The organism is Achromobacter sp. D7-1 (assembly GCF_059760445.1).
In genome coordinates this window covers 43822-65048 of sequence record NZ_JCBAMT010000027.1, presented here as the reverse complement: position 1 = coordinate 65048, position 21227 = coordinate 43822, and the positions used below count along the sequence as shown (strand labels likewise).

Sequence of the window (21227 nt, the reverse complement as noted above, 5' to 3'; positions counted from 1 at the left end):
CGCAGGAGACCGCACAATGAAGAATACCGACAACGTCGTAGAGTTCCTGCGCTTGCTGTCGCTGGATGTCTCCCTGGGAGCCGCCGCCCAGCACGCCGCCGCCCAGGCGGATGCGCCCCTGGCCTTGGCCCGACTGGCCACCGCTCACGGCCTACCCTGCAACGCGTCGGACTGGTCTGCCTTTGCCCGCAGTTGCCTGGACAGTTCTGAACTGGTCGATCAAGACGCCATTCCCGCGGAAGCCACCATCTGGCAGTTGGTGCAGGATCCCGCGCACGGCACCGAAATCCCGGCCAGTGCGATTACCCGCGTCATCGGCATCGTTACGCAACCCGAAGGCGGCGCACCGGTAGTGGGGCATGTCGTCGGCGACCTGGCGCCGCGCGCGCCGCTGGGCCTGGCGCCCTACTCGTCGGGCTCCTGAAGCCCCGCGGCCTCAGGCTTGCGGCGGCACCCGTCCGCCCGACCGAAGGAATTCCAGCACTCCGGCAGCGGCGATCACGCCGCTCGCCATGCATGCCGTCAGCAGATAGCCGCCAGTCGGCGCCTCCCAATCCAGCATTTCCCCGGCGCAGAACACGCCAGGAATATCGCGCAGCATCAGGCCGGAATCCAGCGAGTCGAACGACACGCCGCCCGCCGTGCTGATGGCTTCGTCCATCGGCCGCGCGCGCAGCAGGCGCAGCGGCAAGGCCTTGATGCGCAGGCCCAAACGTTCGGCATCGCGGAAGTCTTCCGCCGAAGCGCATTCGCGCAGCAGCCCCGCCTTGACCCCGGTCAGCCCCAGCCGGCTCTGCAGATGGCTGGACATGGAACGCGAGCCTCGAGGGTGCGTCACCGCTGCCATCACCTTTTCCTGGGACCAATCCGGAGCCAGATCCAGCAGGGCGATGGCATGCCCCTGGACGTCGATCCGGTCGCGCAGCGGCGCCGACAAGGCATACACCAGGCTGCCTTCCACGCCAGTTTCCGACACGACGAACTCGCCTTGCCTGGCGGGCGTCTTGCCGGCCACGGTCTCGCAAGCCATGGCCACGGATTTCACGGGCTGCCCGGCATAGCGCTCGCGGAAGTGATCTGACCATGCCACGTCGAAGCCGCAATTGGCCGGACGCAGCGGCGCGACCGCGACGCCATGCGCCTGCAGGCCGCCGATCCAGGCGCCGTCCGACCCCAGCTTGGCCCAACTGCCGCCTCCCAACGCCAGCACCACGGCATCTGCTGCGTAGTCCTGCTCGCCCTCGGGCGTCTGGAAGCGCAAGGCGGCCGCGGCGGGCCGCGAATCGGCCGGCCACCCCAGCCAGCGGTGGCGCATGTGCAAGCGCACCCCGCTGGCGCGCAGCCTGGCCAGCCAGGCCCGCAACAGGGGCGCCGCTTTCATCTCCTGGGGAAACACGCGGCCGGACGAGCCCACGAAGGTCTGGATGCCCAGACCGTGCGTCCACTCGCGCAAGCCGTCCGCGTCCAGCGCCTGCAGCCAGGGCACCACGCGGGCGGCGCGATCGCCATAGCGCGCCAGGAACGGCGCGGCCGGCTCGCTATGGGTCAGGTTCAAGCCGCCCCGCCCCGCCATCAGGAACTTGCGGCCAACCGATGGCATCGCATCGAATACATCCACCTCCAGCCCCTGAGCACTCAGACGCTCGGCCGCCATCAAGCCGGCGGGACCGCCACCTATCACGGCGACGCGTGCGACGGCCGGACTCATGGCGCCGGCGCCTTCAGGCCGCAGGAATGGATAGGCGTAGCACTAGGCATGGGGAACGAACCGGGAGGAAATGGCAAATCAGGCGCGGGCGCGCCAGAAAGGGAAAAGATTGTCGCATAGCCACCGCGCGCGGCTGGCGGGAAGCAATAAACGCCCCGTTGGGGCGTTTATTGAGCGGCGCTACCAAGTCATTGTTATGACAGGGAAAACCCGAAATACGCAGAGGCTATCCCAAGGCTTGTCCACAGTAGCTGTGGGTAATTCAGCCCGGGCATGCGCCGCCGAATCAAGCGTGGCCCGCGGCCTGCATCGGGCCGGACCAGGGTTCGGCGTCCATCTGGAAACGCAGTTCCTGGTATTCGCCATCCACCGAGACGGAAGACAGCAGGCCGGCATCCAGCGCCTGTCCGAGCGCACGGCGGCACAGGGTTTCGGGATCGTCCGGCAAGGACTGGAACACCCCGTCCGGTATGCGCAGGCGTAGCATCGCCTGGGGATCGCCGCGGTCCGCGGGACGGCCGATATGGATATGGGCAGGATAGCCGTGGGGGCACCAGATGCCCACGTGGTATTTGCCGTCAGCGCCAGTATCGGCGACATAGCCAGGATGATCGTATTTTGCTGTTCCCATGGACCCTCCTCGAGTGCGGCAACCTAGCGCGCGTGACCCATGGTAGCGCAGGGTTGGCGGCCTGTGCGGCCGCGAACACCAGGGAAAGTCCGGACTGGAACAAAGGTTTGACGCAGAGCAAGCGGCTCAGGGAATCCTGCCGCGACGGCGAAAAAAAAAGCCGCGATGAAAATCGCGGCTTTCTTCTGCAAGGGCCTATCCGTCGCAGCATTTTTGCCATGCTGCCGGAACGGGCCGGTCCTGCTTGAAACTGGTTGCGGGGGCAGGATTTGAACCTACGACCTTCGGGTTATGAGCCCGACGAGCTGCCAGACTGCTCCACCCCGCGTCTGATGTGTGAATCATACATCATTTTGAAATCTTGTGCAGCGCACCCAGCCGATTTTTTCGGTTTTTAAGCAGTTCCCGCTGAAAAAAAGCGGCGGCGGCCCGAAAAAAACGCTGCGCATAGCCCAGACTGTCCAGGCAGATCAGCTCCGCCGGGCCGATGGCCGTGACTTGCGCCACGCCACCGTAGCCCAGGCCGTGCCCCTCCCCCGCATTGATACGCACGGATACCGCGCCAGGCAGTCCGCCCGCGGCTTCCGGGCCGTTGACCGGCTCCTCGACCCGCACGCTGCCGCTGACGCATACAAGCGTGGCGCCGGCGCGCAAGACCAGTTTCCGGCTAGCGCCGGCGGCAAGTTCCAGGCGGCGGGCCTGGGCATCGGGGGGGTAAGTCGCAATCATCGTCGTCTCCTGTCGGACAACTACAGGCTACGCTCGCCCTGCTATGCGCAACAGTCACAATCCCAGGGTTTCTGTACCGATGCAGATCCTCGATTTTCACGCTGTTATGGTGTACTTTGCATGAATCTGTGCCTACCCTCATTCCAACCTCGGGGAGCATGATCGGCGCATGGACCCGCAACCGCTATACCTACGCCTGGCCAACCATTACCGGCGCGCCATCCAGACGGGCGTGCTGGCCCCGGCCCAGCGCATGCCCTCGGTCCGCACCCTGGTGCGCACCCATCACGTCAGCCTGTCGACCGCGCTGCAGGCCTGCCGCCAGCTGGAAGACGACGGCCTGATCGAAGCGCGCCCCCGCTCGGGCTATTTCGTGCTCAAGCCACGGCGCAACAGCATCCCGCCCGTCGACGAACCCGACATCCGCCAGACGCTCGGCGCCGCGCAGTACGTGGGCATCCACGACCGGGTCTCGGACTTCGTGGCCAAGTGCGAAGCGCATCCGGTCAGCGCCAACTTCGCCCTGGCCGCCGCCGTGCCCGAGGCCTACCCCCTGGAGGAACTGAAGCAGGCCATGATGCGCGCGCTGCGCCAATCGCCCGAGGTGCTGGTGAGCCCGGTGCCGCCGCAAGGGCATCCAGACCTGCGCGCCGTGCTGGCCCGCCGGGCGCTGGCCAATGGCATCAATGCGACGCCCGACGACGTCATCGTCACGCATGGCTGCATCGAGGCGCTGAACCTGGCGCTGCGCGCAGTGGCCCGGCCCGGCGACACGATCGCGGTCGAATCGCCGGCCTACTTCGGCCTGCTGCAAATCCTGGAAAGCCTGGGCATGCGGGCACTGGAGATTCCCACCAGTCCGCAGCACGGCCTGTCGATCGAAGCGCTGGACCTGGCGTTCCAGACCCATGGCAATATCCGCGCCGTGGTGGTGGTGCCCAATTTCCAGAACCCGCTGGGCTGCGTCATGCCGGACGCGGAAAAAGCTCGGCTCGTCGCCCTGTGCGAGCGCCAGCAAGTGCCGCTGATCGAGGACGACACGTACGGCGCACTGACCGATGACGACACGCCGCTGGCCGCCGCCAAGTCGTGGGACGCGACCGGCAACGTGATCTATTGCTCGTCCATGCACAAGACGCTGGCGCCGGGCATGCGCCTGGGCTGGCTGCTGGGCGGCCGCTGGAAAACCCGCATCGCCATGCTGAAGTTCGCCCAGAGCCGCCCCAACGAACCACTGGCGCAGATCGCCGTGGCCGAATTCATGGGCTCGCGCGCCTACGACCGGCACCTGTCGCGCCTGCGCCGGCACCTGAAGATGCAGCGCGACCAGACCGCCGAGACCATTGCCGCACACTTTCCTCCCGGCACCCGCCTGAGCATGCCGCAAGGCGGCATGCTGCTATGGGTGGAAATGCCCGACGGCCGCCTGGGCATGGAGGTATTTGAAGCTGCCCTGCGCCAAGGCATACGGGTAGCGCCCGGCGCCATGTTCTCCAACGGCGCGCGCTACAACCACTTCCTGCGCATCAGTTGCGGACAACGCACCACGCCCGAGATCACCGGCGCCCTGCAGACCTTGGCGCGCATCGTGGCCGAGCGGCCCAGATGAATCCGGCCCTGCATCAGTTCATCGTCGACTATGGCCTGTGGGCGGTGTTCGGCGGCACGTTGCTCGAAGGCGAAAGCGTGGTCGTGTTCGCCGGCTTCCTGGCGCACCAGCACCTGCTGCACCTGCCCTACGTAATGCTGTGCGCCTTCGCCGGTTCGTTCCTCGCCGATCAGGCGTTGTTCTTCCTGGGCCGCCGCTATCGCGATCATCGCTATGTCCGGCGGGTCCGCGAGAAACCCGCTTTCGAAAAGGCCTTGGCGGCGGTGGACCGCTATCCGCACGGCTTCATCCTAAGCCTGCGCTTTCTCTATGGCTTGCGCACGGTGGGACCGGTAGCGCTGGGCGTATCGAACGTGCCGCCGCTACGCTTCCTGGTGCTCAACGCCATCGCCGCCGCCATCTGGGCGATGTGCTTCAGCGCCTTGGGCTACCTGTTCGGACAGACCATCGAATCGATGCTGGGACGCCTGCATGGCGTCGAGACCAAGCTGGCCGTGGCCATCGCGATCGGCGCCGCCATCTGGCTGGCTTATCACCTGCTGGGCAGGCGCCGTAAATAATAAAGCGGCCTTAGACCACCAGCTTGCCGCTGGCCCGCAGCACATAGCGGCGCCGCGCATTGCGGTACCAGCGGCCCACCAGGGGCAGGCGCGCCAGGCGGCGCAGGATGGGATGGCGCTGGTCGAAGTCGTGCCAGGCCTTGAAGCCATGCCCCATCCGCTCCCAGCTCTGGCGCGCCTCGGGGGAGAGTTTGCCGGGGTCGAACGCCGCCAGCTTTGCTGCTTCCGAGACGCGCACCGCGATCGATCCGCCCCGGCATTCCAATGAATACTGATTCCGCATGGGGCCGCATATTACCCGGCTTGCATGACCTGCGCCGCGCCGCCCAAAGCGCCGCCAGCGAGCGCAATTGGAGCCCGCTTTGAGCGCCCCGTGCAAGCCTTTGTAATTAAAGGAAATTGAACATCTATGCCCGCACTATCCCAAGGCTTGTCCACAGAAGTTGTGGGTAACTCCCGCAACTTCCAGCGCCATCGGGCGCGGCTATTTCAGGGCGCCCAGGACCATGTCGCGCACACTCTCGAAACCGGCCACGTACTGCGGATTCTCGGAGCGGGCCAGCAAGCTGGAATAGTTCTGTTCGAGCTGGGCCTCGATGGCCTCGCGCAGGCCGGGCGAAGCCTTGGCCAGATGCAGCATCGACAGCAGGGTCGAATTCAGCGCGTCGATGCGGCCGCCTTGGTGCGAAATGGTATGCACGATGACGGCGATTTGTTCCTGGATGTCCATTTGAAAGCCTCCTGGCATTGAAGTCGGCGCAAATCCTAGCACGGCGCCGCGCCCGCCCAAGCTAGGCAAGCCCTGCATGCCGCGCTAGCATGAAGCGTAGCCGCATAGGCACGGCGGCGCACGTCACCGGTTGCGTCTCCCGGGCTGCGGCCCCGCGCTCCGGTGCAACCGGAGGCCCCATGAAGACGATCCAGAACTACGTTGCGCCGGACGCCCAATCCATGCGGCGCCTGCAGGACCGGCTGGACTACAGCGACGCGCGCATGGCGGAGCTGGCCGGACTGGACGCGGCCATTCCCTGGCACAGCTATATCGGCGGCGCCGAACCGCGCTCGCTGGGCCGCCAGCGCCTCTTTTACGTGGCGGCCCGCCTCACGCTGGATGAAGCGCAGTGGCAGCGCGTGCTGGCCGCCATGCACGAACTGGGCGCGCGTTTCGACTACGAAGATTTGCGGCAGCCCGACGCGCTGGCCGCGCCCGAACCCGTGGCGGACGAAGAGCGCAAGTTCGGGATGCTGCTGGTCAGCCGCAACGGATCCTTCCACGAAATGGAGCAACTGCGCGAGTTCGCGCATTTTGCGCACGAGGCCGACGTCAGCCGCTATGTGCATTCGGCCTTCTACGACAGCGACATCGATCTGTGCCGCTTCAGCTTCGCCGACCACGACGGCCTGGACGACGCCAGCCGCGACCGCATCTTCGATGCCGCGCGCAAGACCATCACGCGCTTCGAGTTCGACGGCCGCATCTATCAGGGCGGCATTCCGCCCGAATCCGACGGCTAGCGTCCAACCCGTTGCAACGCGCGCGCCGCCGCGCATTGACGCGGGCTGCCCCGCGCCTGTACCGTCGGCACTCGCGCCCTCTCGCTCCACGCTGCCCATCACCGTATGAACGAACGACTCGACGCCATCGACCGGCAACTGCTCAGCCTGCTGCAAGCCAATGCGCGCGAACCCGCGGCCATCCTGGCGCGCAAGCTCGGTCTGGCCCGCACCACCGTGGTGGCCCGCATCGCCCGGCTCGAGCGCGAGCACATCGTGGCGGGTTATGGCGTGCGGCTGGGGCGGCTGCTGGAAGAAGCGGCGGTGCGGGCCTATTGCTCCATCAGCGTGCTGCCCAAGACGACCGCCGCCGTGATCCGCGAACTGGAGAGAATGCCCGAGGTCGAAGAGGTCTCGTCGGTCAGCGGCCCCTACGACTACCTTATCTTCCTGCGCTGCGAAACCCACGAACAGCTGGACGAACTGCTGGACCGCATCGGCTTGATCGACGGGGTCAAGCAGACCCAGACCTCCATCGTCCTGAGCCGCAAGCTCGACCGCCGCAGCGCCGTGGCCGCGCCCTGAAATGATGGTGTAATTGGGGGAATCGCCATTTCAGGACGCCTCATGTTTGCACGCCTTGCCCCCGCCGCCGTATTGCTCGCCCTGCTGGGCGCCTGTTCCAGCATGAGCGAGGTCACGTCCGTCGGCAAGGACACCTACAGCGTCACCCACAGCTCCGGCTCCCAGATGATGACCTGGGTGGAAATCAAGAACCAGGCCCTGCTGCGCGCCGAACAGTATTGCCAGTCCATCGACCGCAAGCTGGTCAAGCCCAAGATCACGTCCAACCACGCGACCGGCCTGGGTCCCAAGCGCGCCACCGTGACCTTCGAATGCGGCGTCATCGAACCGCCCAAGAATCCCTCGAAGTAAGGCGGCTGCCCGCCTGCCATCGGGTGTAGCATGATCCGCAACACAACCTCAGCTCCAGCACCGTGAAGACCTCCCTGCCCGTCGGCATCACCATGGGCGATGCCGCCGGCATCGGCCCCGAAATCGTCGTCAAGGCATACGCGCAAGGCCTGAATGCGCCTTGCGTGGTGTATGGCGACGCGGGCGCGCTGCGCCGCGCCGCCGCCCAGTTGGGCGCCAGGCTGGAGATCGTCGAGGTCGCGAATGTGGGCCAGGCAGCGCCGGGCGCGGACCATATCAACGTCATCGCCTGCAGCCCCGCCCTGCCCGCCGACCTGCCGCTGGGGCAGATCAACGCCGCCGCCGGACGCGGCGCCTACGATTACGTCTGCTCCGCCATCGACGACGCGCAGGCCGGACGCATCCGCGCGATAGTCACCGCGCCGCTGAACAAGAAATCCATGCACGCCGCCGGCATAGACTATCCCGGCCACACCGAGATCCTGGCGGAGCGTTCGGGCACGCGCGACTTCGCGATGATGCTGGCCAACGACGAGCTGCGCGTGCTGCTGGTGACCATACACGTGGCGCTGGCCGACGTGATCGCGCGCATCACGCCGCAAGCCGAACTGACCTCGATGAAACTGGCCGATCAGGCCTGCCGCCAGATGGGCATCGCCCGGCCGCGCGTCGCGGTCGCGGGCCTGAACCCGCATGCGGGCGAAGGCGGCAAGTTCGGCCGCGAGGACATCGACATCATCGAACCCGCGATCGCCGCCGCCCGCGCGCAAGGCATCGACGCCAGTGGCCCCTGGCCCGGCGACACGATCTTCATGCGCGCCCGGCGCGGCGAATTCGATATCGTGGTGGCGCAGTACCATGACCAGGGCCTCATTCCGGTCAAGTACCTGGGCCTGGACCATGGCGTGAACGTGACGGTGGGCCTGCCTTTCGTGCGCACCAGCGTCGACCACGGCACCGCCTTCGACATCGCGGGCAAGGGCCTGGCCGACCACGCCTCGCTGGTCGCCGCCTTCGACCTGGCGCTGGCCATGACGCCCTGAGCGCCGCGCCGCGGCCCTGCTGCGGCCCCGGCAGCGCTGACAACTGGCTGTCAGGAAGCAAGGCGTCCCCGGGACTACAATACGCCCCGTTTACGGCGCCTGCGGCGCTTTCCGTCCGCCCTCCCTCCCCTCCTCCATGTCACGCCTTGCCCGCCTTCTTCCCGACCGCTTCACCCTCTACCTGATCTGCACCGTCATCATCGCCAGCATCGTGCCCGCGCACGGGCAAGGCGTGGTGGTGTTCGGCTGGATCACCAACATCGCGGTCGGCCTGCTGTTCTTCCTGCACGGCGCGCGCCTGTCGCGCGAAGCCATCATCGCCGGCCTCACGCACTGGAAGCTGCACCTCACGATCTTCTCCGCGACCTTCCTGATGTTCCCCTTGCTGGGCCTGGCGCTCAAGCCAGTGCTGGAGCCGCTGGTCACGCCGGAACTCTATCTGGGCATCCTGTTCCTGTGCTGCCTGCCCGCCACGGTGCAGTCGGCCATCGCTTTCACCTCGATGGCGCGCGGCAACGTGCCGGCCGCCGTGTGCAGCGCTTCCGCCTCCAGCCTGCTCGGCATCTTCCTCACCCCGCTGCTGGTGGGCACGGTGGTGGCCAACGCGGGCAGCGCGCCGATTTCGTTCGACGCGGTCGGCAAGATCATGCTGCAGCTGCTGCTGCCCTTCGTGCTGGGCCAGTTCGCCCGCCGCTGGATCGGCGCCTGGGTGCATAAGCGCAAGGCCATGCTGAAGTTCGTCGACCAGGGCTCGATCCTGCTGGTGGTCTACACGGCTTTTTCGGAAGCCATCAACGAAGGCCTGTGGAGTTCGACCCCGATCCCCGCGCTGGCCGGCCTGGTGGTGGCCTGCGCCGTCATCCTGGCGCTGGCGCTGGGCCTGTCGGCGCTGGCGGGCCGGGTTTTCGGCTTCAATGTGGAAGACCGCATCACGCTGCTGTTCTGCGGCTCGAAGAAAAGCCTGGCCAGCGGCATTCCGATGGCGCAGGTGCTGTTCGCCGGCCACGCCGTGGGCGCCATCGTGCTGCCGCTGATGCTGTTCCACCAGATCCAGCTGATGGTGTGCGGCGTGCTGGCCGCGCGCTTCGGCAAACGCCCCGAGGCTGAAGCCTGAAGCGGCTTCCCGCCTGCAATGAAAAACCGCGCCGAGGCGCGGTTTTTTCTTGGGCCGGAACCGCTCAGTACATGTCGCGCGGCTGCGCGCCGGAGAAGTTCAGGAAGCGCGTGCTGGAACCCTGGAAGGTAAGGCGCACGGTGCCGATGGGACCGTTACGCTGCTTGCCGATGATGATCTCGGCGGTGCCCTTGTCCGGCGAGTCGGGGTTGTAGACCTCGTCGCGGTAGATGAACAGGATCACGTCGGCGTCCTGTTCGATGGCGCCGGATTCGCGCAGATCGCTCATCACGGGACGCTTGTTGGGGCGCTGTTCCAGGCTTCGGTTCAACTGCGACAGCGCGATCAGCGGGCAGTTGAGCTCCTTGGCCAGGCCCTTGAGCGAGCGGCTGATTTCCGACACTTCGGTGGCCCGGTTTTCGCCCGAGCCGTTGCCCGACATAAGCTGCAGGTAGTCGATGATGATCAGGCCCAGCTGGCCGCACTGCCGCGCCAGGCGGCGCGTGCGCGCGCGCACTTCCATCGGGCTGAGCGCGGGCGTTTCGTCGATGTAGACCTGAGCATCCTGCATCAGCTGCACCGCGTGCGTCACGCGCGGCCAGTCGTCGGCGATCAGCTTGCCGGTACGCATGCGGTGCTGGTCCAGCAGCCCCACCGAACCCAGCATACGCATCGCCAATTGCACGGCGCCCATTTCCATGGAAAACACCGCCACCGGCAAGCCCTGCTCGATAGCCACGTGTTCGCCGATGTTCATGGAGAACGAGGTCTTGCCCATGGACGGGCGGCCGGCCACGATGATCAGGTCGCCGCCCTGCATGCCGGACGTCATCTTGTCCAGGTCGGTGAAACCGGTAGGCACGCCGGTCACGTCGGAACTGCCTTCGCGGTGATAGAGCTCGTCGATGCGCTCGACCACCTGCGTGAGCAGGGGCTGGATCTCCTGGAAGCCGGCGGCGCCGCGCGCGCCTTCCTGGGCGATCTTGAACACCTTGGACTCGGCCTCGTCCAGCAACTGGCGGGCTTCCTTGCCCTGCGGATTCAGGGCGGCCGAGGAAATCTCGTCGGCGATCGTCACCAGCTTGCGCAACATGGCGCGCTCGCGCACGATTTCGCCGTAGCGCCGGATGTTGGCGGCGGACGGCGTGTTGTGCGCCAGGGCGTTCAGGTAGGCCAGGCCGCCGGCGTCTTCGGCCTTGCCCGCGCTGATCAGGGACTCGTTGACCGTGATCACGTCGGCCGGACGCGCCAACCCGATGAGACGGGCGATGTGGTGCCAGATCAGGCGATGGTCGTGGCGATAGAAGTCTTCTTCCACCAGCACGTCGGCGATGCGGTCCCAGGCTGAGTTGTCCAGCAGCAGGCCGCCCAGGACCGACTGTTCAGCCTCGATGGAATGGGGAGGAACGCGCAGGTACTCGAGCTGGGAATCGGCGGGTGTATTCATGACTTCAATAGTAACGGCTGCAGGATATCCGCAACGCGGAAGAATCCCTGGATATCGCGTGAGGGCAGGCGGCCCAGCACCACGCGCAAGGGCGCCGCAATGGCGCAGAGCACACGTGCCAGGCGTGTCAGGCGGGCGCGGACCTCGGCATCGGGGTTGCTCTCGAAATAGACTTCGAGCGCCAGTTTACCCAGCGTGCGGGCCACATCGTCCGGCAATTTACGCAAAGACACCAGAGAGGCCAGCATCTGGAACAGGTCATAGGCCTGGGCCAGCGGGCGCGACAGGGTCGAACCGATGTTCTCTTCGAAATCGATGCGCCACAGTTCGCCGTCCTGCAAGGTGATATTGCGGATCTGCGCGCCGCCATGCCACATGCCGCGGGCATGGAAGGCGGCCAGATCGGCCGCGGCGGCACGCGCCAACCACAGCCGGGACGTCGTGTCCTCGTTGCGGATCAGGTCAGCCAGGTCTTCGCCCACGTATTCCAGCACCAGCAGGCCCTGCTCTTGCCACCAGACCTCGGGCACGCGGCAGCCTGCCTTCAACAACTGCGCCAGGCGTTGCGACTCGTGCGCCAGGCCATTGCGCAGCAGCACGCCCGGCCGCGGGAATTCACCCAGGAATATCTTGCAAACCACGCCCAGGAACAGGGCGCGCACATAGCGCAGCGCATAGCTCACGCCCTGCCCGATGCTGGGTCGGCGGCGTTTGATGATGCAGCGCACGCCCTCTATCGTCACATCCCGCACCGACGGTTCACGCGACGCATCCACGCTATCCAGCCAGGCTCGCAAGCCAGGAGGCGCGTTGTGGTGAACGGGGGGCTGAGTCAAGACGTCCTCTGAGGAATGCGGCGCGAGGCCTGGATCGTGGAGTCCGAAGCCTACACGCAATCGGCGCGGGGCAAAAAAGAAAAAAAGCCGGCACGCGGGCCGGCTTCTTTTTACTGCGGGTACCGGCTTAGGACAGTTCGCCTTCGACCAGGACCGTCACGTCGACCAGCACGTCGGCGTGCAGGGCAACCTGGATCGGGAACTCGCCGACCGCCTTCAGTTGGCCGTTGGGCAGGCGCACTTGCGCCTTTTCGACGGCTTCGAAGCCAGCCTTCTTCAGGCCTTCGGCGATGTCGGCGTTGGTGACCGAGCCGAACAGACGGCCGTCGACGCCAGCCTTCTGGGCAACCTTCAGCTGGAAGCCGGCGAGACGCTCGCCCAGAGCCTGGGCAGCGGCCAGCTTTTCAGCCTGGGCCTTTTCCAGTTCGGCGCGGCGCGCTTCGAATTCCTTCAGGGCGGCGTCGGTTGCGCGACGGGCCTTGCGCTGGGGGATCAGGAAGTTGCGGGCGTAGCCATCACGCACGCGGACGACTTCACCGAGGTTACCCAGGTTGACGACTTTTTCGAGCAGAATAACTTGCATTTCAGTGCCCCGGATTAGTTGTGGTTGTCGGTGTAAGGCAACAGGGCCAGGAAGCGCGCGCGCTTGATGGCGGTGTCCAGCTGGCGCTGGTAGATTGCCTTGGTGCCGGTCAGGCGAGCCGGGATGATCTTGCCGTTTTCTTGCACGAAGTCGCGCAGGGTGTCCAGATCCTTGTAGTCGATCTCTTCCACGCCGGCAGCGGTGAAGCGGCAGAACTTACGACGCTTGAAAAGCGGGTTCTGCTGCGTGAATTTGCGTTTTTCCTTGCGTTTTCCGAAGAAAGCCATGATATGTGCCTCTTTGTTTGAGGGGGCTGGGTTTTACCCAAAACGGGCCCAAACCCCCATAACCTATCCGTATTCAGAAGGCGCTCATCGCGCCTCTTGCTCAATTCCCTTCAAGCCACCAGCGGATCGCGTCCTGCGCTGCCGCTGATCCTGCGTGCCTGCTGCAAATGCAGCTTGACCTTCACCGAGTCCTTGCGGGTGGGAGCCAGAAAGCCCTGCACCAGCAATTCGGACCCTAGCGCGGTGTCCTTCAACAGCAACGCCAGATCGCCCAGTGCCACAGCCGCGATAGTCAATTCGACGCGGCGCGGGTGGCCTGCTTCGACGACTTCCGACTCGTGCGCCAGCACCATTTCCAGTGCAGGCAATCCGGCGGGAGTGTGGCGCAAAGGCTCGCATTCGAGAACGCGGGCGCTGAGTTCCAGCTTGTTCATCCTGCCAGGCACCGAGGGGACTTCATGGGATGAGCTCTGCGTGAGCCCTGCTTACTCGGCCTGAGCCGGCGCTGCTGCTTCAGCCGAAGCCTTGCGGGCTTCTTCGCGTTCGACCGACTTCATCATGATCGAGGGCGTGGCTTGAGCCTTCTTGGTCTTGATGACCAGGTGGCGCAGAACGGCGTCGTTGTAGCGGAACGAGTGTTCCAGCTCATCCAGCGTGGCTTGGCCGCACTCGATGTTCAGGCAGACGTAGTGAGCCTTGACGAGCTTCTGGATCGGGTAGGCCAGTTGACGGCGGCCCCAGTCTTCCAGGCGGTGAACCGAGCCGCCTTGGCCCGTGACCAGCGCTTGGTAACGCTCGACCATGGCGGGCACTTGCTCGCTTTGGTCGGGGTGAACGATAAACACCACTTCGTAGTGACGCATGAGTAAAACTCCTTGAGGATGTCTCGCTGGCCGACCGTCTTACACCCGCCGCTTTCCATCAGGGGTGGATTTGCATCATGGACAGTGGCCCGCAAGGGGCAGCCCGCTACCCAAAAACCATGGGCGGTCGAGCAAGAAAGCTCTCGATTATCACCGATTGAGCGGTACAGCGCAAGCCAAAGAGGGCTCAGGAAATCAGGGACGGGCTATTTCCACCGCCCTGCCCCGTCCGCAGAGGCAAATCGGCAACATCGATTTCCTCGGGCCGGTTGACCACGCTGACCATCACATAGCTGATGATCATCAGCAGGAACCAAGAGCCCAGCTTGGCGATGGACACCAGCTCCCAGCCCTGCGACTGATTGGGATAGCGCCAGGCATTGGCGAAGGTGCCGATGTTCTCGGCGAACCAGATGAACAGGGCCACCAGCACGAAACCCAGCAACAGCGGCATGCGGCGATAGACCTGCCAGATGCGGAAATACACCCAGGTGCGCGCGAACAGGATGGCGGTCAGTGCAAACAGGCCCCACCGGATATCCATGATGTAGTGGTGCGCGAAGAAATTCACGTAGATCAGCACCGACAGCGCCACGGTGGCCGCCACCGGCGGATGGGCGCGGAAGCGGAAGTCGAACAGGCGCCAGACGCGGGCCAGGTAACTGCCCACCGCCGCATACATGAAGCCCGTGAACAGCGGCACGCCGCCGATGCGCAGCACGCTGGCCTCGGGATAGATCCACGAGCCCGCGGCCGTCTTGAACACTTCCATGCCGGTGCCCACCACATGGAACAGCAGGATCACGCGCGCCTCGCTCCAGGTTTCCATGCGCAGCGCCAGCAGCAGCGCCTGGATGCCCAAGGCCGCCAGGGTCAGGAAATCGTAGCGGGCCAGCGCGGCGCCCTGCGGATACCACCAGTGCGTACCCAGCAGCAGCGCGCACATCAGGCCGCCGAACAGGCAGGCCCAAGCCTGCTTCACGCCAAAGCGGAAGAACTCGTAGAGGGCGACACCAAAACGGCCGCGGCCGGCCAGATTGCTGGCCAGCCGCGATTCCCACTGCTGCAGCCCCGCGATGAGCGGCCAGTCATTGGCCGCCGGATGGCTCACGGAAAGCTCAGCCTTCCACGACGGCGTAGGCCGAGTGGTTGTGGATGGATTCGAAGTTCTCGGCTTCCACGCGGTAGCGGGCGATGCCGGGATGCGCGTTCAGGCGGGCAGCCACGTCGCGCACCAGGTCTTCCACGAACTTGGGGTTGTCGTAGGCGCGTTCGGTGACGTACTTCTCGTCCGGGCGCTTGAGCAGGCCCCACAGCTCGCAGGAGCCCTCTTCCTCGATCAGGCGGATGACGCCGTCCATGCCGATGTCGGCGTTCAGGATGGCGGATACCGTGACGTGCGAGCGCTGGTTGTGCGCGCCGTACTCGGAGATGGCCTTGGAGCAGGGACAGAGGCTGGTGACGGGCACCTGCACGATCAGTTCGAACTCGACCTCGTCGCCCTGGGCGCGGGCGATCCACTGCACTTCGTAGTCCAGCAGGCTTTGCACGCCGGAGATCGGGGCAGACTTGTTGATGAAGTACGGGAAGGCTGCGGTGATGTCGCCGCGCTCGGCATGCAGGAGCGGCAGCATGTCGGCCGCCATGGCGCGGAACAGGGTCGGCGTCATGGGGGTGCTGCGGTATTTTTCCAGCAAGGCCACGAAGCGGGACATGTGCGTCCCTTTTTCTTCGGGCGGCAGCGCCACCGTCAGCGTCCAGTTGGCCACGGTGCCTTGGGGCGAGCCGTCGCCGCTTTCAATCAACATGGGGTGGCGCACGCCACGGATGCCCACGCGCTGAATCGGGATGTGCCGGGTGTCCGCCGAACTCTGGACGTCGGGCATCACGATGGCGGGGTCGATCGGAGAATTCATTTCGGCTTACCTGTCTAGGCAGTCAGTCGTGAAAACGCACGGGCCTAGTAATCTTTGAGAGGGGGCCATTATCGCCCATAGTCCGCCAATCGCCAGGGAAAACCCTTTTATTCGTAGGTTGGCGGGGCCGGAACAGTGTGTTTCATTCCTGCGGACAAAGCCCGCAGGAATCGAAGCGGATTCAGCCCAGCAGATCGGCGTAGCGGGCGCGGATCGAGCTTTCGATGCCCGTCGCATCCAGGCCGATGCCGGCCCATAGCGCCGACTGCTCGCCATGGTCGATGAACTCGTCGGGCAGGCCCAGTTGCAGCACCGGAATCGTGATCCCGGCCGCGCTCAGCGTTTCCAGCACCGCGCTGCCCGCGCCGCCCATGATGGAGGCATCTTCCAGCGTGACCAGCGCGTCGTGGCGGCTGGCCAGGTCGAGGATCAGCTCGCGGTCGATCGGCTTGACGAAGCGCATGTCGGCCACGGTGGCGTCGAGTTTTTCAGCGGCGCCCAGCGCGGCCTGGAGCAGCATGCCGAAGCCCAGGATGGCGATCTTGCGGCCCTCGCGGCGCACCACGCCGCGGCCGAGTTCGACCGTATCCAGGCCGGGCGCTTCCGCCGCGCCACAGCCTGCGCCACGCGGATAGCGCACCGACGCCGGACCGGGGTGCTGATAACAGGTCGACAGCAGCAGCCGCGTTTCGTTTTCGTCCGAAGGCGTGGCCACGACCATGTTGGGCACGCAGCGCAGGAAGGCGATGTCATAGTTGCCGGCATGCGTGGCGCCGTCCGCGCCCACCAGGCCGGCGCGGTCCAGCGCGAAGGTCACGTCCAGGTTCTGCAGGGCGACGTCATGGATGAACTGGTCGTAACCGCGCTGCATGAAGGTGGAGTAGATCGCGACCACGGGCTTCTGGCCTTCGCAGGCAATGCCGGCGGCGAAGGTCACGGCGTGCTGCTCGGCGATGCCCACGTCGAAGTAGCGCAGCGGAAAGCGCTGCTCGAATTCCACCAGTCCGCTGCCTTCGCGCATGGCGGGGGTGATGGCGACCAGACGCGAATCCTGCTCGGCCATGTCGCACAGCCACTGACCGAACACCTGCGTGAAGCTGCGCTTGCCCGGCGCCTTCGATTGCTGGATGCCCACCGCCGGATCGAACTTGCCGGGGCCGTGGTACAGCACCGGATCGGCCTCGGCCAGCTTGTAGCCCTGGCCTTTCTTGGTCACCACGTGCAGGAACTGCAGGCCTTCCAGGGCCTTGAGGTTCTGCAGCGTGGGCACCAGCGCGTCCAGGTCGTGCCCATCGATCGGGCCGACGTAGTTGAAGCCGAATTCCTCGAACAGCGTGGCCGGCGTGACCATGCCCTTGGCATGTTCCTCGAAGCGGCGCGCCAGTTCCAGCACCGGCGGCACGTGCTGCAGCACCGCCCGGCCCACATTCTTGGCGGCCGCATAGAAGCGGCCCGACATCAGGCGCGCCAGATAGCGGTTCAACGCCCCCACCGGCGGCGAGATCGACATGTCGTTGTCGTTCAGGATCACCAGCAGGTTGATGTTGGGCGTGACGCCGGCATTGTTCATGGCTTCGAAAGCCATGCCCGCGGACATCGCGCCATCGCCGATGATGGCAATGTGCTGGCGCTGCACGCCGGCGTTGCGCGATGCCACCGCCATGCCCAGCGCCGCCGAGATGGAGGTGGACGAATGCGCGGTGCCGAAGGCGTCGTATTCGGATTCGCTGCGTTTCGGGAAGCCCGAAATCCCGTCCTGCTGACGCAGCTTGGCCATGCCGGCGCGGCGTCCGGTCAGGATCTTGTGCGGGTAGGACTGGTGGCCCACGTCCCAGACGATGCGGTCATGGGGCGTGTCGAACACCTGATGCAAGGCCAGGGTGAGCTCGACCGTGCCCAAGTTGGACGACAGGTGCCCGCCCGTTTTGGACACCGACTCCAGCACGAAGCCGCGCAACTCGTCGGCCAGCCTTTTCAGCTCGCGGCGATCCAGGCGCTTGAGGTCTGCCGGGGATTGAATGCGGTCCAGTAAATCTGTCGTCATGCTTTTATGTGGTTCGTTGGCCCGGCCTGCCTCCAGCCCGGGCTGTTCCCGGCTCAGCGGTCTCGTAGGACGATGAAGTCGGCCAGTTCAGCCAGGCGCGATCCGGCATCGCCCAGCGGAGCCAGGGCAGCCAGCGCGTCCTCACGCAGTTCCTGGGCGAACGCGCGCGCGCCGTCCAGCCCCATCAGCGATACATAGGTGGGCTTGTTTTCGGCGGCATCCTTGCCTGGCGTCTTGCCCAGGCTGGCGCTGTCGGCGGTCACGTCCAGAATGTCGTCGACCACCTGGAAGGCCAGCCCAACGGCCTGCGCGTAGGCGTCCAGCGCCTGGCGCGAGGCCGAGCTGGCGCCCGCCACGATGCCGCCCAGGGCCACGCTGCAAGCCAGCATGGCGCCCGTCTTCATGCTGTGCATGGTTTGCAGTTCGTCGCGCGACAGCGCGTGGCCGACGCTGAACAGGTCGATCGCCTGCCCGCCGGCCATGCCCTGGCTGCCGGCGGCGCGCGCCAGCGACTGGGTGGCCTGCACGATCAGCGCGGGTGCGATCGGCATGGAAGCCAGCAGATCGAAGGCCAGCGGCTGCAGCGCATCACCCGCCAGCATGGCGGTCGCTTCGTCGAACTTCACATGGGTAGTGGGACGGCCGCGGCGCAGCGTGTCGTCGTCCATGCAGGGCAGGTCGTCGTGCACCAGCGAATAGGCATGGATCAGTTCCACCGCCGCGGCGGCGCGGTCCAGCGAGGCCTGCACGGCCAGCACGCTGCCGCTGACGGGGCAGGCCTGCCCCGCCGCGTAGACCAGCGCGGCGCGCACCCGCTTGCCGCCTCCGAGCACGGCGTAGCGCATGGCTTCGTGCAGCCGCGAGGGCAACGCATCCGCCGGGGGCAACAGATCATCCAGCACGTCTTCGACGTGCTGCACGCGCCCTTGCAACCATTCCGGAAAGGCGAGTTGAATTTGCTTCATCGGGTTCTTATTCGTCATCCAGCGCCGCCGGGTCCAGCGGACGCAGCAAATCGCCTTCCAGGACCTTGACCTGCTGTTCGGCCTGCGCCAAGCGTTCCTGGCAGACCCGCGTGAGCGCCACGCCGCGCCGGTAGGCGGCAAGCGACTGCTCCAGCGGCAACGAGCCGTCTTCCATGGCCGCTACCAGCGATTCGAGTTCGGCCAGCGCCGTTTCGAAATCCTGGGGCAAGGGACGGTCATCGATCTGCGGATCGGCTTGTGAAGATTTGGCCAAACGGGTCTCCGAGGGCGCTAGGGGGTGGATCAATCCGTGAATTGTACGAGATACCCGCAAGGCCGTCGGGCTTGCCGCGGCACGCCGCAAGTCTCAGGCCGGAGCGCCCGCCAGCCCCGCTATGGCGGCGTGCAGCAGAGGCGCCACGCGCGAGCGCAGGTCCGCCTCCGGCAACAGGCTGGCTGGCCCGCCGCAGCTCATGACGAAGACGCCCTCGCCCGTGATGGACGAGAACGGCACCGCCACCGCATTGATCCCCGACTGCCATTCGCCGATGGCGTAGCAGCAGCCCGTGTCGCGCAGTTCCGCCCGCGCGCGCTCAATGGCGTCCGCGGCCGGCGCCGTCTCGCCCAGGCGGGCCAGCGCGTCGGCGCAAGCCTGGGGCGACAGGCTTGCCAGATATGCCCGGCCCATGGCGCTGTCCAGGCTGGCGCGATAACCCACTGGCAGGCGCAGGTACAGCGCCGAAGAACCATGGATGGCTTCGACGTAGGTCATGGCGTCGCCATCGAAGGCGCCCAGGGCCACCGCGCCGCCGGTGGCGCGCGCCAGCTCGGTCATCGAGGCCTTGGCGAGTTCGCGCACCTCCAGCCCGGCCAGCAGGCCGAAGCCCAGCGCCAGCACGCCGTAGCCGGGCGAGTACTTGCCGGTGTCCGGGTGATAGCGCAGATAACCCAATTCAGTAAGGGTGTAGGTAATGCGGCTGATGGTGGGCTTGGGCAGGCCGGTCAGGCGCGCCAGGTCCAGGTTGCCCAAGGCCGATACGCCATGGCGGAAGCAGCGCAGCACATCCAGTCCGCGCGCCAGCGCCGTAATGAAGTCGGGAGAATTGGCGCCCTCGCCCGAGCCGGCGGCGCGCTTGCGCCGCGCGGGCAGGCTGAGTTCGACCTTGCCGTCGGGTTTGGCGGCGGGATGCGCGATGCGCTTGGCGTCAGAAAAAGATTGCATTTCTATTCGCTTCGTTTTTATAGTTTATTTCGAATAACAAAATTAAATTCCATTTTACGGAATTTAATGCATCCAAGGAGACCTGGCAAGCACTGCCTCGCGGCGCCAAGCCAGGCCCGATCCTCCACTCATGCACACGTTTTCAAGGGGAAAACATGCTACGCACTAGCTTCAAACTGCTGGCCACCCTGCTGCTCGGCGCAGCGGCGCTGGGCGCCCAGGCCGAAACTTATCCGGCCCGCCCGATCAAGGTGGTCTCGCCCTTTCCCGCCGGCGGCGCGACCGACGTGCTGACCCGGATCCTGGCCGAACGCATGGCCAAGACGCTGGGCCAGCCCATGATCGTCGAGAACAAGGCGGGCGCCGGCACCTCGATCGGGGCGGCCTTTGTCTCGCGCGAAGCGCCGGACGGCTACACCATCCTCATGGCGACCAACTCCACGCTGGTCACCAACCGCTATCTGTACAAGGAACTGCCCTACGATCCCGACGGCTTCGCCCGCATCGGCATGGTCGGCGTGGGACCGCTGGTCCTGCTGGCCAGTCCCAAACGCCCCTTCAACAACACCCAGGACGTGGTGGCCTACGCCAAGCAGAACCCGGGCAAGCTGACCTTCGCCACCTTCGGCCCGGGCACGTCCTCGCACCTGGCGGGCGAACTCTTCAAGGAGCGCGCCGGCATCGACATCCTGCACGTGCCGTTCAAGGGCGCGACCCAGGCCCTGCCCGCCCTGGTCAGCGGCGACGTGGACCTGTTCTTCGACATGGTGGCCACCGGCATGCCGCAGGCCGATGCCGGCAAGGTCAAGGTCTTCGCCATCACCAGCCCCGGCCGCCTGGCGACGCAGCCCAAGCTGGCGACGCTGGCCGAACAAGGCTATCCCGCGTTCGACATGACCGCCTGGTTCAGCTTCGTGGCGCCCAAGGGCACGCCCGCCCCCGTCATGGAAAAACTGCAGCAGGCCCTGGTCGAAACCCTGCAGGACGAAACCGTCAAGAAGCGCATGCTGGACATGGGCATCGATCCCCGCTCCGGCACCGCCGCCGAACTGGACAAGCAGATCAAGACCGAACAGCCCATCGTGGCGCAGCTGATCAAGCAGGCCAATATCGTTCTGCAATGAGGGCGCGAGCCGTTTCGTGACAAAACGTAGGCAGGCCCGCGCCTGCCCGTGAATGCGCCGCGCCACGCGGCTCCTGCCGGCAGAGGCTCCCGCAGCCCTGCCGGTTTTTTCGTGCG

The 21227-nt window shown here is 65.8% G+C and carries 27 protein-coding genes and 1 tRNA gene; 10 read left to right on the top strand and 18 right to left on the bottom strand.

What is annotated here, in order from left to right; translation table 11 throughout:
- Positions 1 to 16: 16 nt before the first annotated feature.
- On the top strand, positions 17 to 424 hold the full coding sequence (locus AC6LKD_RS14170; RefSeq protein WP_013392524.1) for a hypothetical protein: 408 nt from the start codon (positions 17 to 19) through the stop codon (positions 422 to 424).
- Positions 425 to 436: 12 nt separating this feature from the next.
- Here AC6LKD_RS14170 and AC6LKD_RS14165 read toward each other — a convergent pair whose 3' ends face one another.
- Positions 437 to 1708: a TIGR03862 family flavoprotein gene (locus AC6LKD_RS14165; RefSeq protein ID WP_498116565.1), complete on the bottom strand. Its 1272-nt coding sequence runs from the start codon at positions 1706 to 1708 to the stop codon at positions 437 to 439.
- Between the two features lie 286 nt (positions 1709 to 1994).
- Positions 1995 to 2339 carry a hypothetical protein gene (locus tag AC6LKD_RS14160; RefSeq protein WP_492274693.1) on the bottom strand — a complete coding sequence of 115 codons (345 nt, stop codon included), beginning with the start codon at positions 2337 to 2339 and terminating at the stop codon, positions 1995 to 1997.
- Positions 2340 to 2446: 107 nt separating this feature from the next.
- On the opposite strand from AC6LKD_RS14160, the gene AC6LKD_RS14155 reads away from it, so the two are divergent.
- Positions 2447 to 2587: a hypothetical protein gene (locus tag AC6LKD_RS14155; RefSeq protein WP_492274694.1), complete on the top strand. Its 141-nt coding sequence runs from the start codon at positions 2447 to 2449 to the stop codon at positions 2585 to 2587.
- A gap of 3 nt (positions 2588 to 2590) precedes the next feature.
- Here AC6LKD_RS14155 and AC6LKD_RS14150 read toward each other — a convergent pair.
- Together AC6LKD_RS14150 and AC6LKD_RS14145 are read right to left on the bottom strand one after the other, a co-directional pair.
- Positions 2591 to 2667 (bottom strand) — tRNA-Met (locus AC6LKD_RS14150).
- A gap of 20 nt (positions 2668 to 2687) precedes the next feature.
- Positions 2688 to 2993, bottom strand: a complete 306-nt coding sequence (locus AC6LKD_RS14145; protein ID WP_492274695.1) for a hypothetical protein — start codon at positions 2991 to 2993, stop codon at positions 2688 to 2690.
- Between the two features lie 244 nt (positions 2994 to 3237).
- Between AC6LKD_RS14145 and AC6LKD_RS14140 the strand changes: the two genes are divergently transcribed.
- Together AC6LKD_RS14140 and AC6LKD_RS14135 are read left to right on the top strand one after the other, a co-directional pair.
- A complete protein-coding gene (locus tag AC6LKD_RS14140; RefSeq protein WP_498116564.1) occupies positions 3238 to 4677 on the top strand; it encodes an aminotransferase-like domain-containing protein in 1440 nt (479 codons plus the stop codon).
- A complete protein-coding gene (locus tag AC6LKD_RS14135) occupies positions 4674 to 5237 on the top strand; it encodes a DedA family protein (RefSeq protein WP_013392519.1) in 564 nt (187 codons plus the stop codon). Before AC6LKD_RS14140 ends, AC6LKD_RS14135 begins: the two co-directional genes overlap by 4 nt.
- 10 nt (positions 5238 to 5247) lie before the next feature.
- Here AC6LKD_RS14135 and AC6LKD_RS14130 read toward each other — a convergent pair whose 3' ends face one another.
- Both AC6LKD_RS14130 and AC6LKD_RS14125 read right to left on the bottom strand, forming a co-directional pair.
- On the bottom strand, positions 5248 to 5520 hold the full coding sequence (locus AC6LKD_RS14130) for a hypothetical protein (protein WP_207466165.1): 273 nt from the start codon (positions 5518 to 5520) through the stop codon (positions 5248 to 5250).
- A gap of 201 nt (positions 5521 to 5721) precedes the next feature.
- Positions 5722 to 5967, bottom strand: coding sequence for a hypothetical protein (locus AC6LKD_RS14125; protein WP_013392517.1), 246 nt, complete (start codon positions 5965 to 5967; stop codon positions 5722 to 5724).
- A gap of 179 nt (positions 5968 to 6146) precedes the next feature.
- Between AC6LKD_RS14125 and AC6LKD_RS14120 the strand changes: the two genes are divergently transcribed.
- The 5 genes from AC6LKD_RS14120 to AC6LKD_RS14100 all read left to right on the top strand — a co-directional run bounded on the left by AC6LKD_RS14120 (position 6147) and on the right by AC6LKD_RS14100 (position 9824).
- Positions 6147 to 6752 (top strand): hypothetical protein, encoded by a 606-nt coding sequence (locus tag AC6LKD_RS14120; RefSeq protein WP_207466163.1) that lies wholly within the window; start codon positions 6147 to 6149, stop codon positions 6750 to 6752.
- Between the two features lie 105 nt (positions 6753 to 6857).
- The gene (locus AC6LKD_RS14115; RefSeq protein ID WP_013392515.1) at positions 6858 to 7316 is read left to right on the top strand and encodes an Lrp/AsnC family transcriptional regulator; all 459 of its coding nucleotides are present in this window, start codon (positions 6858 to 6860) and stop codon (positions 7314 to 7316) included.
- A gap of 42 nt (positions 7317 to 7358) precedes the next feature.
- Positions 7359 to 7667: a hypothetical protein gene (locus AC6LKD_RS14110; RefSeq protein ID WP_498116563.1), complete on the top strand. Its 309-nt coding sequence runs from the start codon at positions 7359 to 7361 to the stop codon at positions 7665 to 7667.
- A 62-nt stretch (positions 7668 to 7729) separates the two neighbouring features.
- Positions 7730 to 8710, top strand: a complete 981-nt coding sequence (gene pdxA / locus AC6LKD_RS14105) for a 4-hydroxythreonine-4-phosphate dehydrogenase PdxA (protein ID WP_498116562.1) — start codon at positions 7730 to 7732, stop codon at positions 8708 to 8710.
- Positions 8711 to 8846: 136 nt separating this feature from the next.
- A complete protein-coding gene (locus AC6LKD_RS14100) occupies positions 8847 to 9824 on the top strand; it encodes a bile acid:sodium symporter family protein (RefSeq protein WP_013392512.1) in 978 nt (325 codons plus the stop codon).
- A gap of 64 nt (positions 9825 to 9888) precedes the next feature.
- Here the strand turns inward: AC6LKD_RS14100 and AC6LKD_RS14095 are convergent, their stop codons facing one another.
- From AC6LKD_RS14095 to AC6LKD_RS14040, 12 genes are all read right to left on the bottom strand, one after another.
- Complete coding sequence (locus tag AC6LKD_RS14095) at positions 9889 to 11271, bottom strand: replicative DNA helicase (protein WP_013392511.1); 1383 nt, start codon at positions 11269 to 11271, stop codon at positions 9889 to 9891.
- Positions 11268 to 12107 (bottom strand): BUD32 family EKC/KEOPS complex subunit, encoded by an 840-nt coding sequence (locus tag AC6LKD_RS14090; RefSeq protein ID WP_013392510.1) that lies wholly within the window; start codon positions 12105 to 12107, stop codon positions 11268 to 11270. Before AC6LKD_RS14090 ends, AC6LKD_RS14095 begins: the two co-directional genes overlap by 4 nt.
- A gap of 127 nt (positions 12108 to 12234) precedes the next feature.
- Positions 12235 to 12690 carry a 50S ribosomal protein L9 gene (gene rplI / locus AC6LKD_RS14085; RefSeq protein WP_013392509.1) on the bottom strand — a complete coding sequence of 152 codons (456 nt, stop codon included), beginning with the start codon at positions 12688 to 12690 and terminating at the stop codon, positions 12235 to 12237.
- A 14-nt stretch (positions 12691 to 12704) separates the two neighbouring features.
- Positions 12705 to 12977 carry a 30S ribosomal protein S18 gene (gene rpsR, locus AC6LKD_RS14080; RefSeq protein WP_006218308.1) on the bottom strand — a complete coding sequence of 91 codons (273 nt, stop codon included), beginning with the start codon at positions 12975 to 12977 and terminating at the stop codon, positions 12705 to 12707.
- 110 nt (positions 12978 to 13087) lie between these two features.
- The gene (priB, locus tag AC6LKD_RS14075) at positions 13088 to 13411 is read right to left on the bottom strand and encodes a primosomal replication protein N (protein ID WP_013392508.1); all 324 of its coding nucleotides are present in this window, start codon (positions 13409 to 13411) and stop codon (positions 13088 to 13090) included.
- A gap of 51 nt (positions 13412 to 13462) precedes the next feature.
- Positions 13463 to 13840 (bottom strand): 30S ribosomal protein S6, encoded by a 378-nt coding sequence (gene rpsF, locus AC6LKD_RS14070; protein ID WP_013392507.1) that lies wholly within the window; start codon positions 13838 to 13840, stop codon positions 13463 to 13465.
- A 187-nt stretch (positions 13841 to 14027) separates the two neighbouring features.
- Positions 14028 to 14951 (bottom strand): DUF817 domain-containing protein, encoded by a 924-nt coding sequence (locus AC6LKD_RS14065; protein ID WP_013392506.1) that lies wholly within the window; start codon positions 14949 to 14951, stop codon positions 14028 to 14030.
- Between the two features lie 7 nt (positions 14952 to 14958).
- Positions 14959 to 15756, bottom strand: a complete 798-nt coding sequence (gene folE2 / locus AC6LKD_RS14060; protein WP_013392505.1) for a GTP cyclohydrolase FolE2 — start codon at positions 15754 to 15756, stop codon at positions 14959 to 14961.
- A gap of 181 nt (positions 15757 to 15937) precedes the next feature.
- Complete coding sequence (dxs, locus tag AC6LKD_RS14055; protein ID WP_498116561.1) at positions 15938 to 17800, bottom strand: 1-deoxy-D-xylulose-5-phosphate synthase; 1863 nt, start codon at positions 17798 to 17800, stop codon at positions 15938 to 15940.
- A 53-nt stretch (positions 17801 to 17853) separates the two neighbouring features.
- On the bottom strand, positions 17854 to 18765 hold the full coding sequence (locus AC6LKD_RS14050; protein WP_207466153.1) for a polyprenyl synthetase family protein: 912 nt from the start codon (positions 18763 to 18765) through the stop codon (positions 17854 to 17856).
- 7 nt (positions 18766 to 18772) lie between these two features.
- Positions 18773 to 19039 carry an exodeoxyribonuclease VII small subunit gene (locus AC6LKD_RS14045; protein WP_054451022.1) on the bottom strand — a complete coding sequence of 89 codons (267 nt, stop codon included), beginning with the start codon at positions 19037 to 19039 and terminating at the stop codon, positions 18773 to 18775.
- Positions 19040 to 19132: 93 nt separating this feature from the next.
- A complete protein-coding gene (locus AC6LKD_RS14040) occupies positions 19133 to 19987 on the bottom strand; it encodes an IclR family transcriptional regulator (RefSeq protein WP_498116560.1) in 855 nt (284 codons plus the stop codon).
- Positions 19988 to 20142: 155 nt separating this feature from the next.
- Between AC6LKD_RS14040 and AC6LKD_RS14035 the strand changes: the two genes are divergently transcribed.
- The gene (locus AC6LKD_RS14035; RefSeq protein ID WP_492274703.1) at positions 20143 to 21111 is read left to right on the top strand and encodes a Bug family tripartite tricarboxylate transporter substrate binding protein; all 969 of its coding nucleotides are present in this window, start codon (positions 20143 to 20145) and stop codon (positions 21109 to 21111) included.
- Positions 21112 to 21227: the final 116 nt, after the last annotated feature.

Coding starts and splice junctions, on each gene's coding strand:
- folE2 (WP_013392505.1), bottom strand. CDS start 15,756: ATGAATTCTCCGATCGACCCCGCCATCGTGATGCCCGACGTCCAGAGT.
- AC6LKD_RS14135 (WP_013392519.1), top strand. CDS start 4,674: ATGAATCCGGCCCTGCATCAGTTCATCGTCGACTATGGCCTGTGGGCG.
- AC6LKD_RS14100 (WP_013392512.1), top strand. CDS start 8,847: ATGTCACGCCTTGCCCGCCTTCTTCCCGACCGCTTCACCCTCTACCTG.
- AC6LKD_RS14050 (WP_207466153.1), bottom strand. CDS start 18,765: ATGAAGCAAATTCAACTCGCCTTTCCGGAATGGTTGCAAGGGCGCGTG.
- AC6LKD_RS14035 (WP_492274703.1), top strand. CDS start 20,143: ATGCTACGCACTAGCTTCAAACTGCTGGCCACCCTGCTGCTCGGCGCA.
- rplI (WP_013392509.1), bottom strand. CDS start 12,690: ATGCAAGTTATTCTGCTCGAAAAAGTCGTCAACCTGGGTAACCTCGGT.
- AC6LKD_RS14110 (WP_498116563.1), top strand. CDS start 7,359: ATGTTTGCACGCCTTGCCCCCGCCGCCGTATTGCTCGCCCTGCTGGGC.
- AC6LKD_RS14040 (WP_498116560.1), bottom strand. CDS start 19,987: ATGCAATCTTTTTCTGACGCCAAGCGCATCGCGCATCCCGCCGCCAAA.
- AC6LKD_RS14170 (WP_013392524.1), top strand. CDS start 17: ATGAAGAATACCGACAACGTCGTAGAGTTCCTGCGCTTGCTGTCGCTG.
- AC6LKD_RS14165 (WP_498116565.1), bottom strand. CDS start 1,708: ATGAGTCCGGCCGTCGCACGCGTCGCCGTGATAGGTGGCGGTCCCGCC.
- AC6LKD_RS14120 (WP_207466163.1), top strand. CDS start 6,147: ATGAAGACGATCCAGAACTACGTTGCGCCGGACGCCCAATCCATGCGG.
- AC6LKD_RS14140 (WP_498116564.1), top strand. CDS start 3,238: ATGGACCCGCAACCGCTATACCTACGCCTGGCCAACCATTACCGGCGC.
- rpsF (WP_013392507.1), bottom strand. CDS start 13,840: ATGCGTCACTACGAAGTGGTGTTTATCGTTCACCCCGACCAAAGCGAG.
- AC6LKD_RS14130 (WP_207466165.1), bottom strand. CDS start 5,520: ATGCGGAATCAGTATTCATTGGAATGCCGGGGCGGATCGATCGCGGTG.
- dxs (WP_498116561.1), bottom strand. CDS start 17,800: ATGACGACAGATTTACTGGACCGCATTCAATCCCCGGCAGACCTCAAG.
- AC6LKD_RS14095 (WP_013392511.1), bottom strand. CDS start 11,271: ATGAATACACCCGCCGATTCCCAGCTCGAGTACCTGCGCGTTCCTCCC.
- rpsR (WP_006218308.1), bottom strand. CDS start 12,977: ATGGCTTTCTTCGGAAAACGCAAGGAAAAACGCAAATTCACGCAGCAG.
- AC6LKD_RS14125 (WP_013392517.1), bottom strand. CDS start 5,967: ATGGACATCCAGGAACAAATCGCCGTCATCGTGCATACCATTTCGCAC.
- AC6LKD_RS14160 (WP_492274693.1), bottom strand. CDS start 2,339: ATGGGAACAGCAAAATACGATCATCCTGGCTATGTCGCCGATACTGGC.
- priB (WP_013392508.1), bottom strand. CDS start 13,411: ATGAACAAGCTGGAACTCAGCGCCCGCGTTCTCGAATGCGAGCCTTTG.
- AC6LKD_RS14115 (WP_013392515.1), top strand. CDS start 6,858: ATGAACGAACGACTCGACGCCATCGACCGGCAACTGCTCAGCCTGCTG.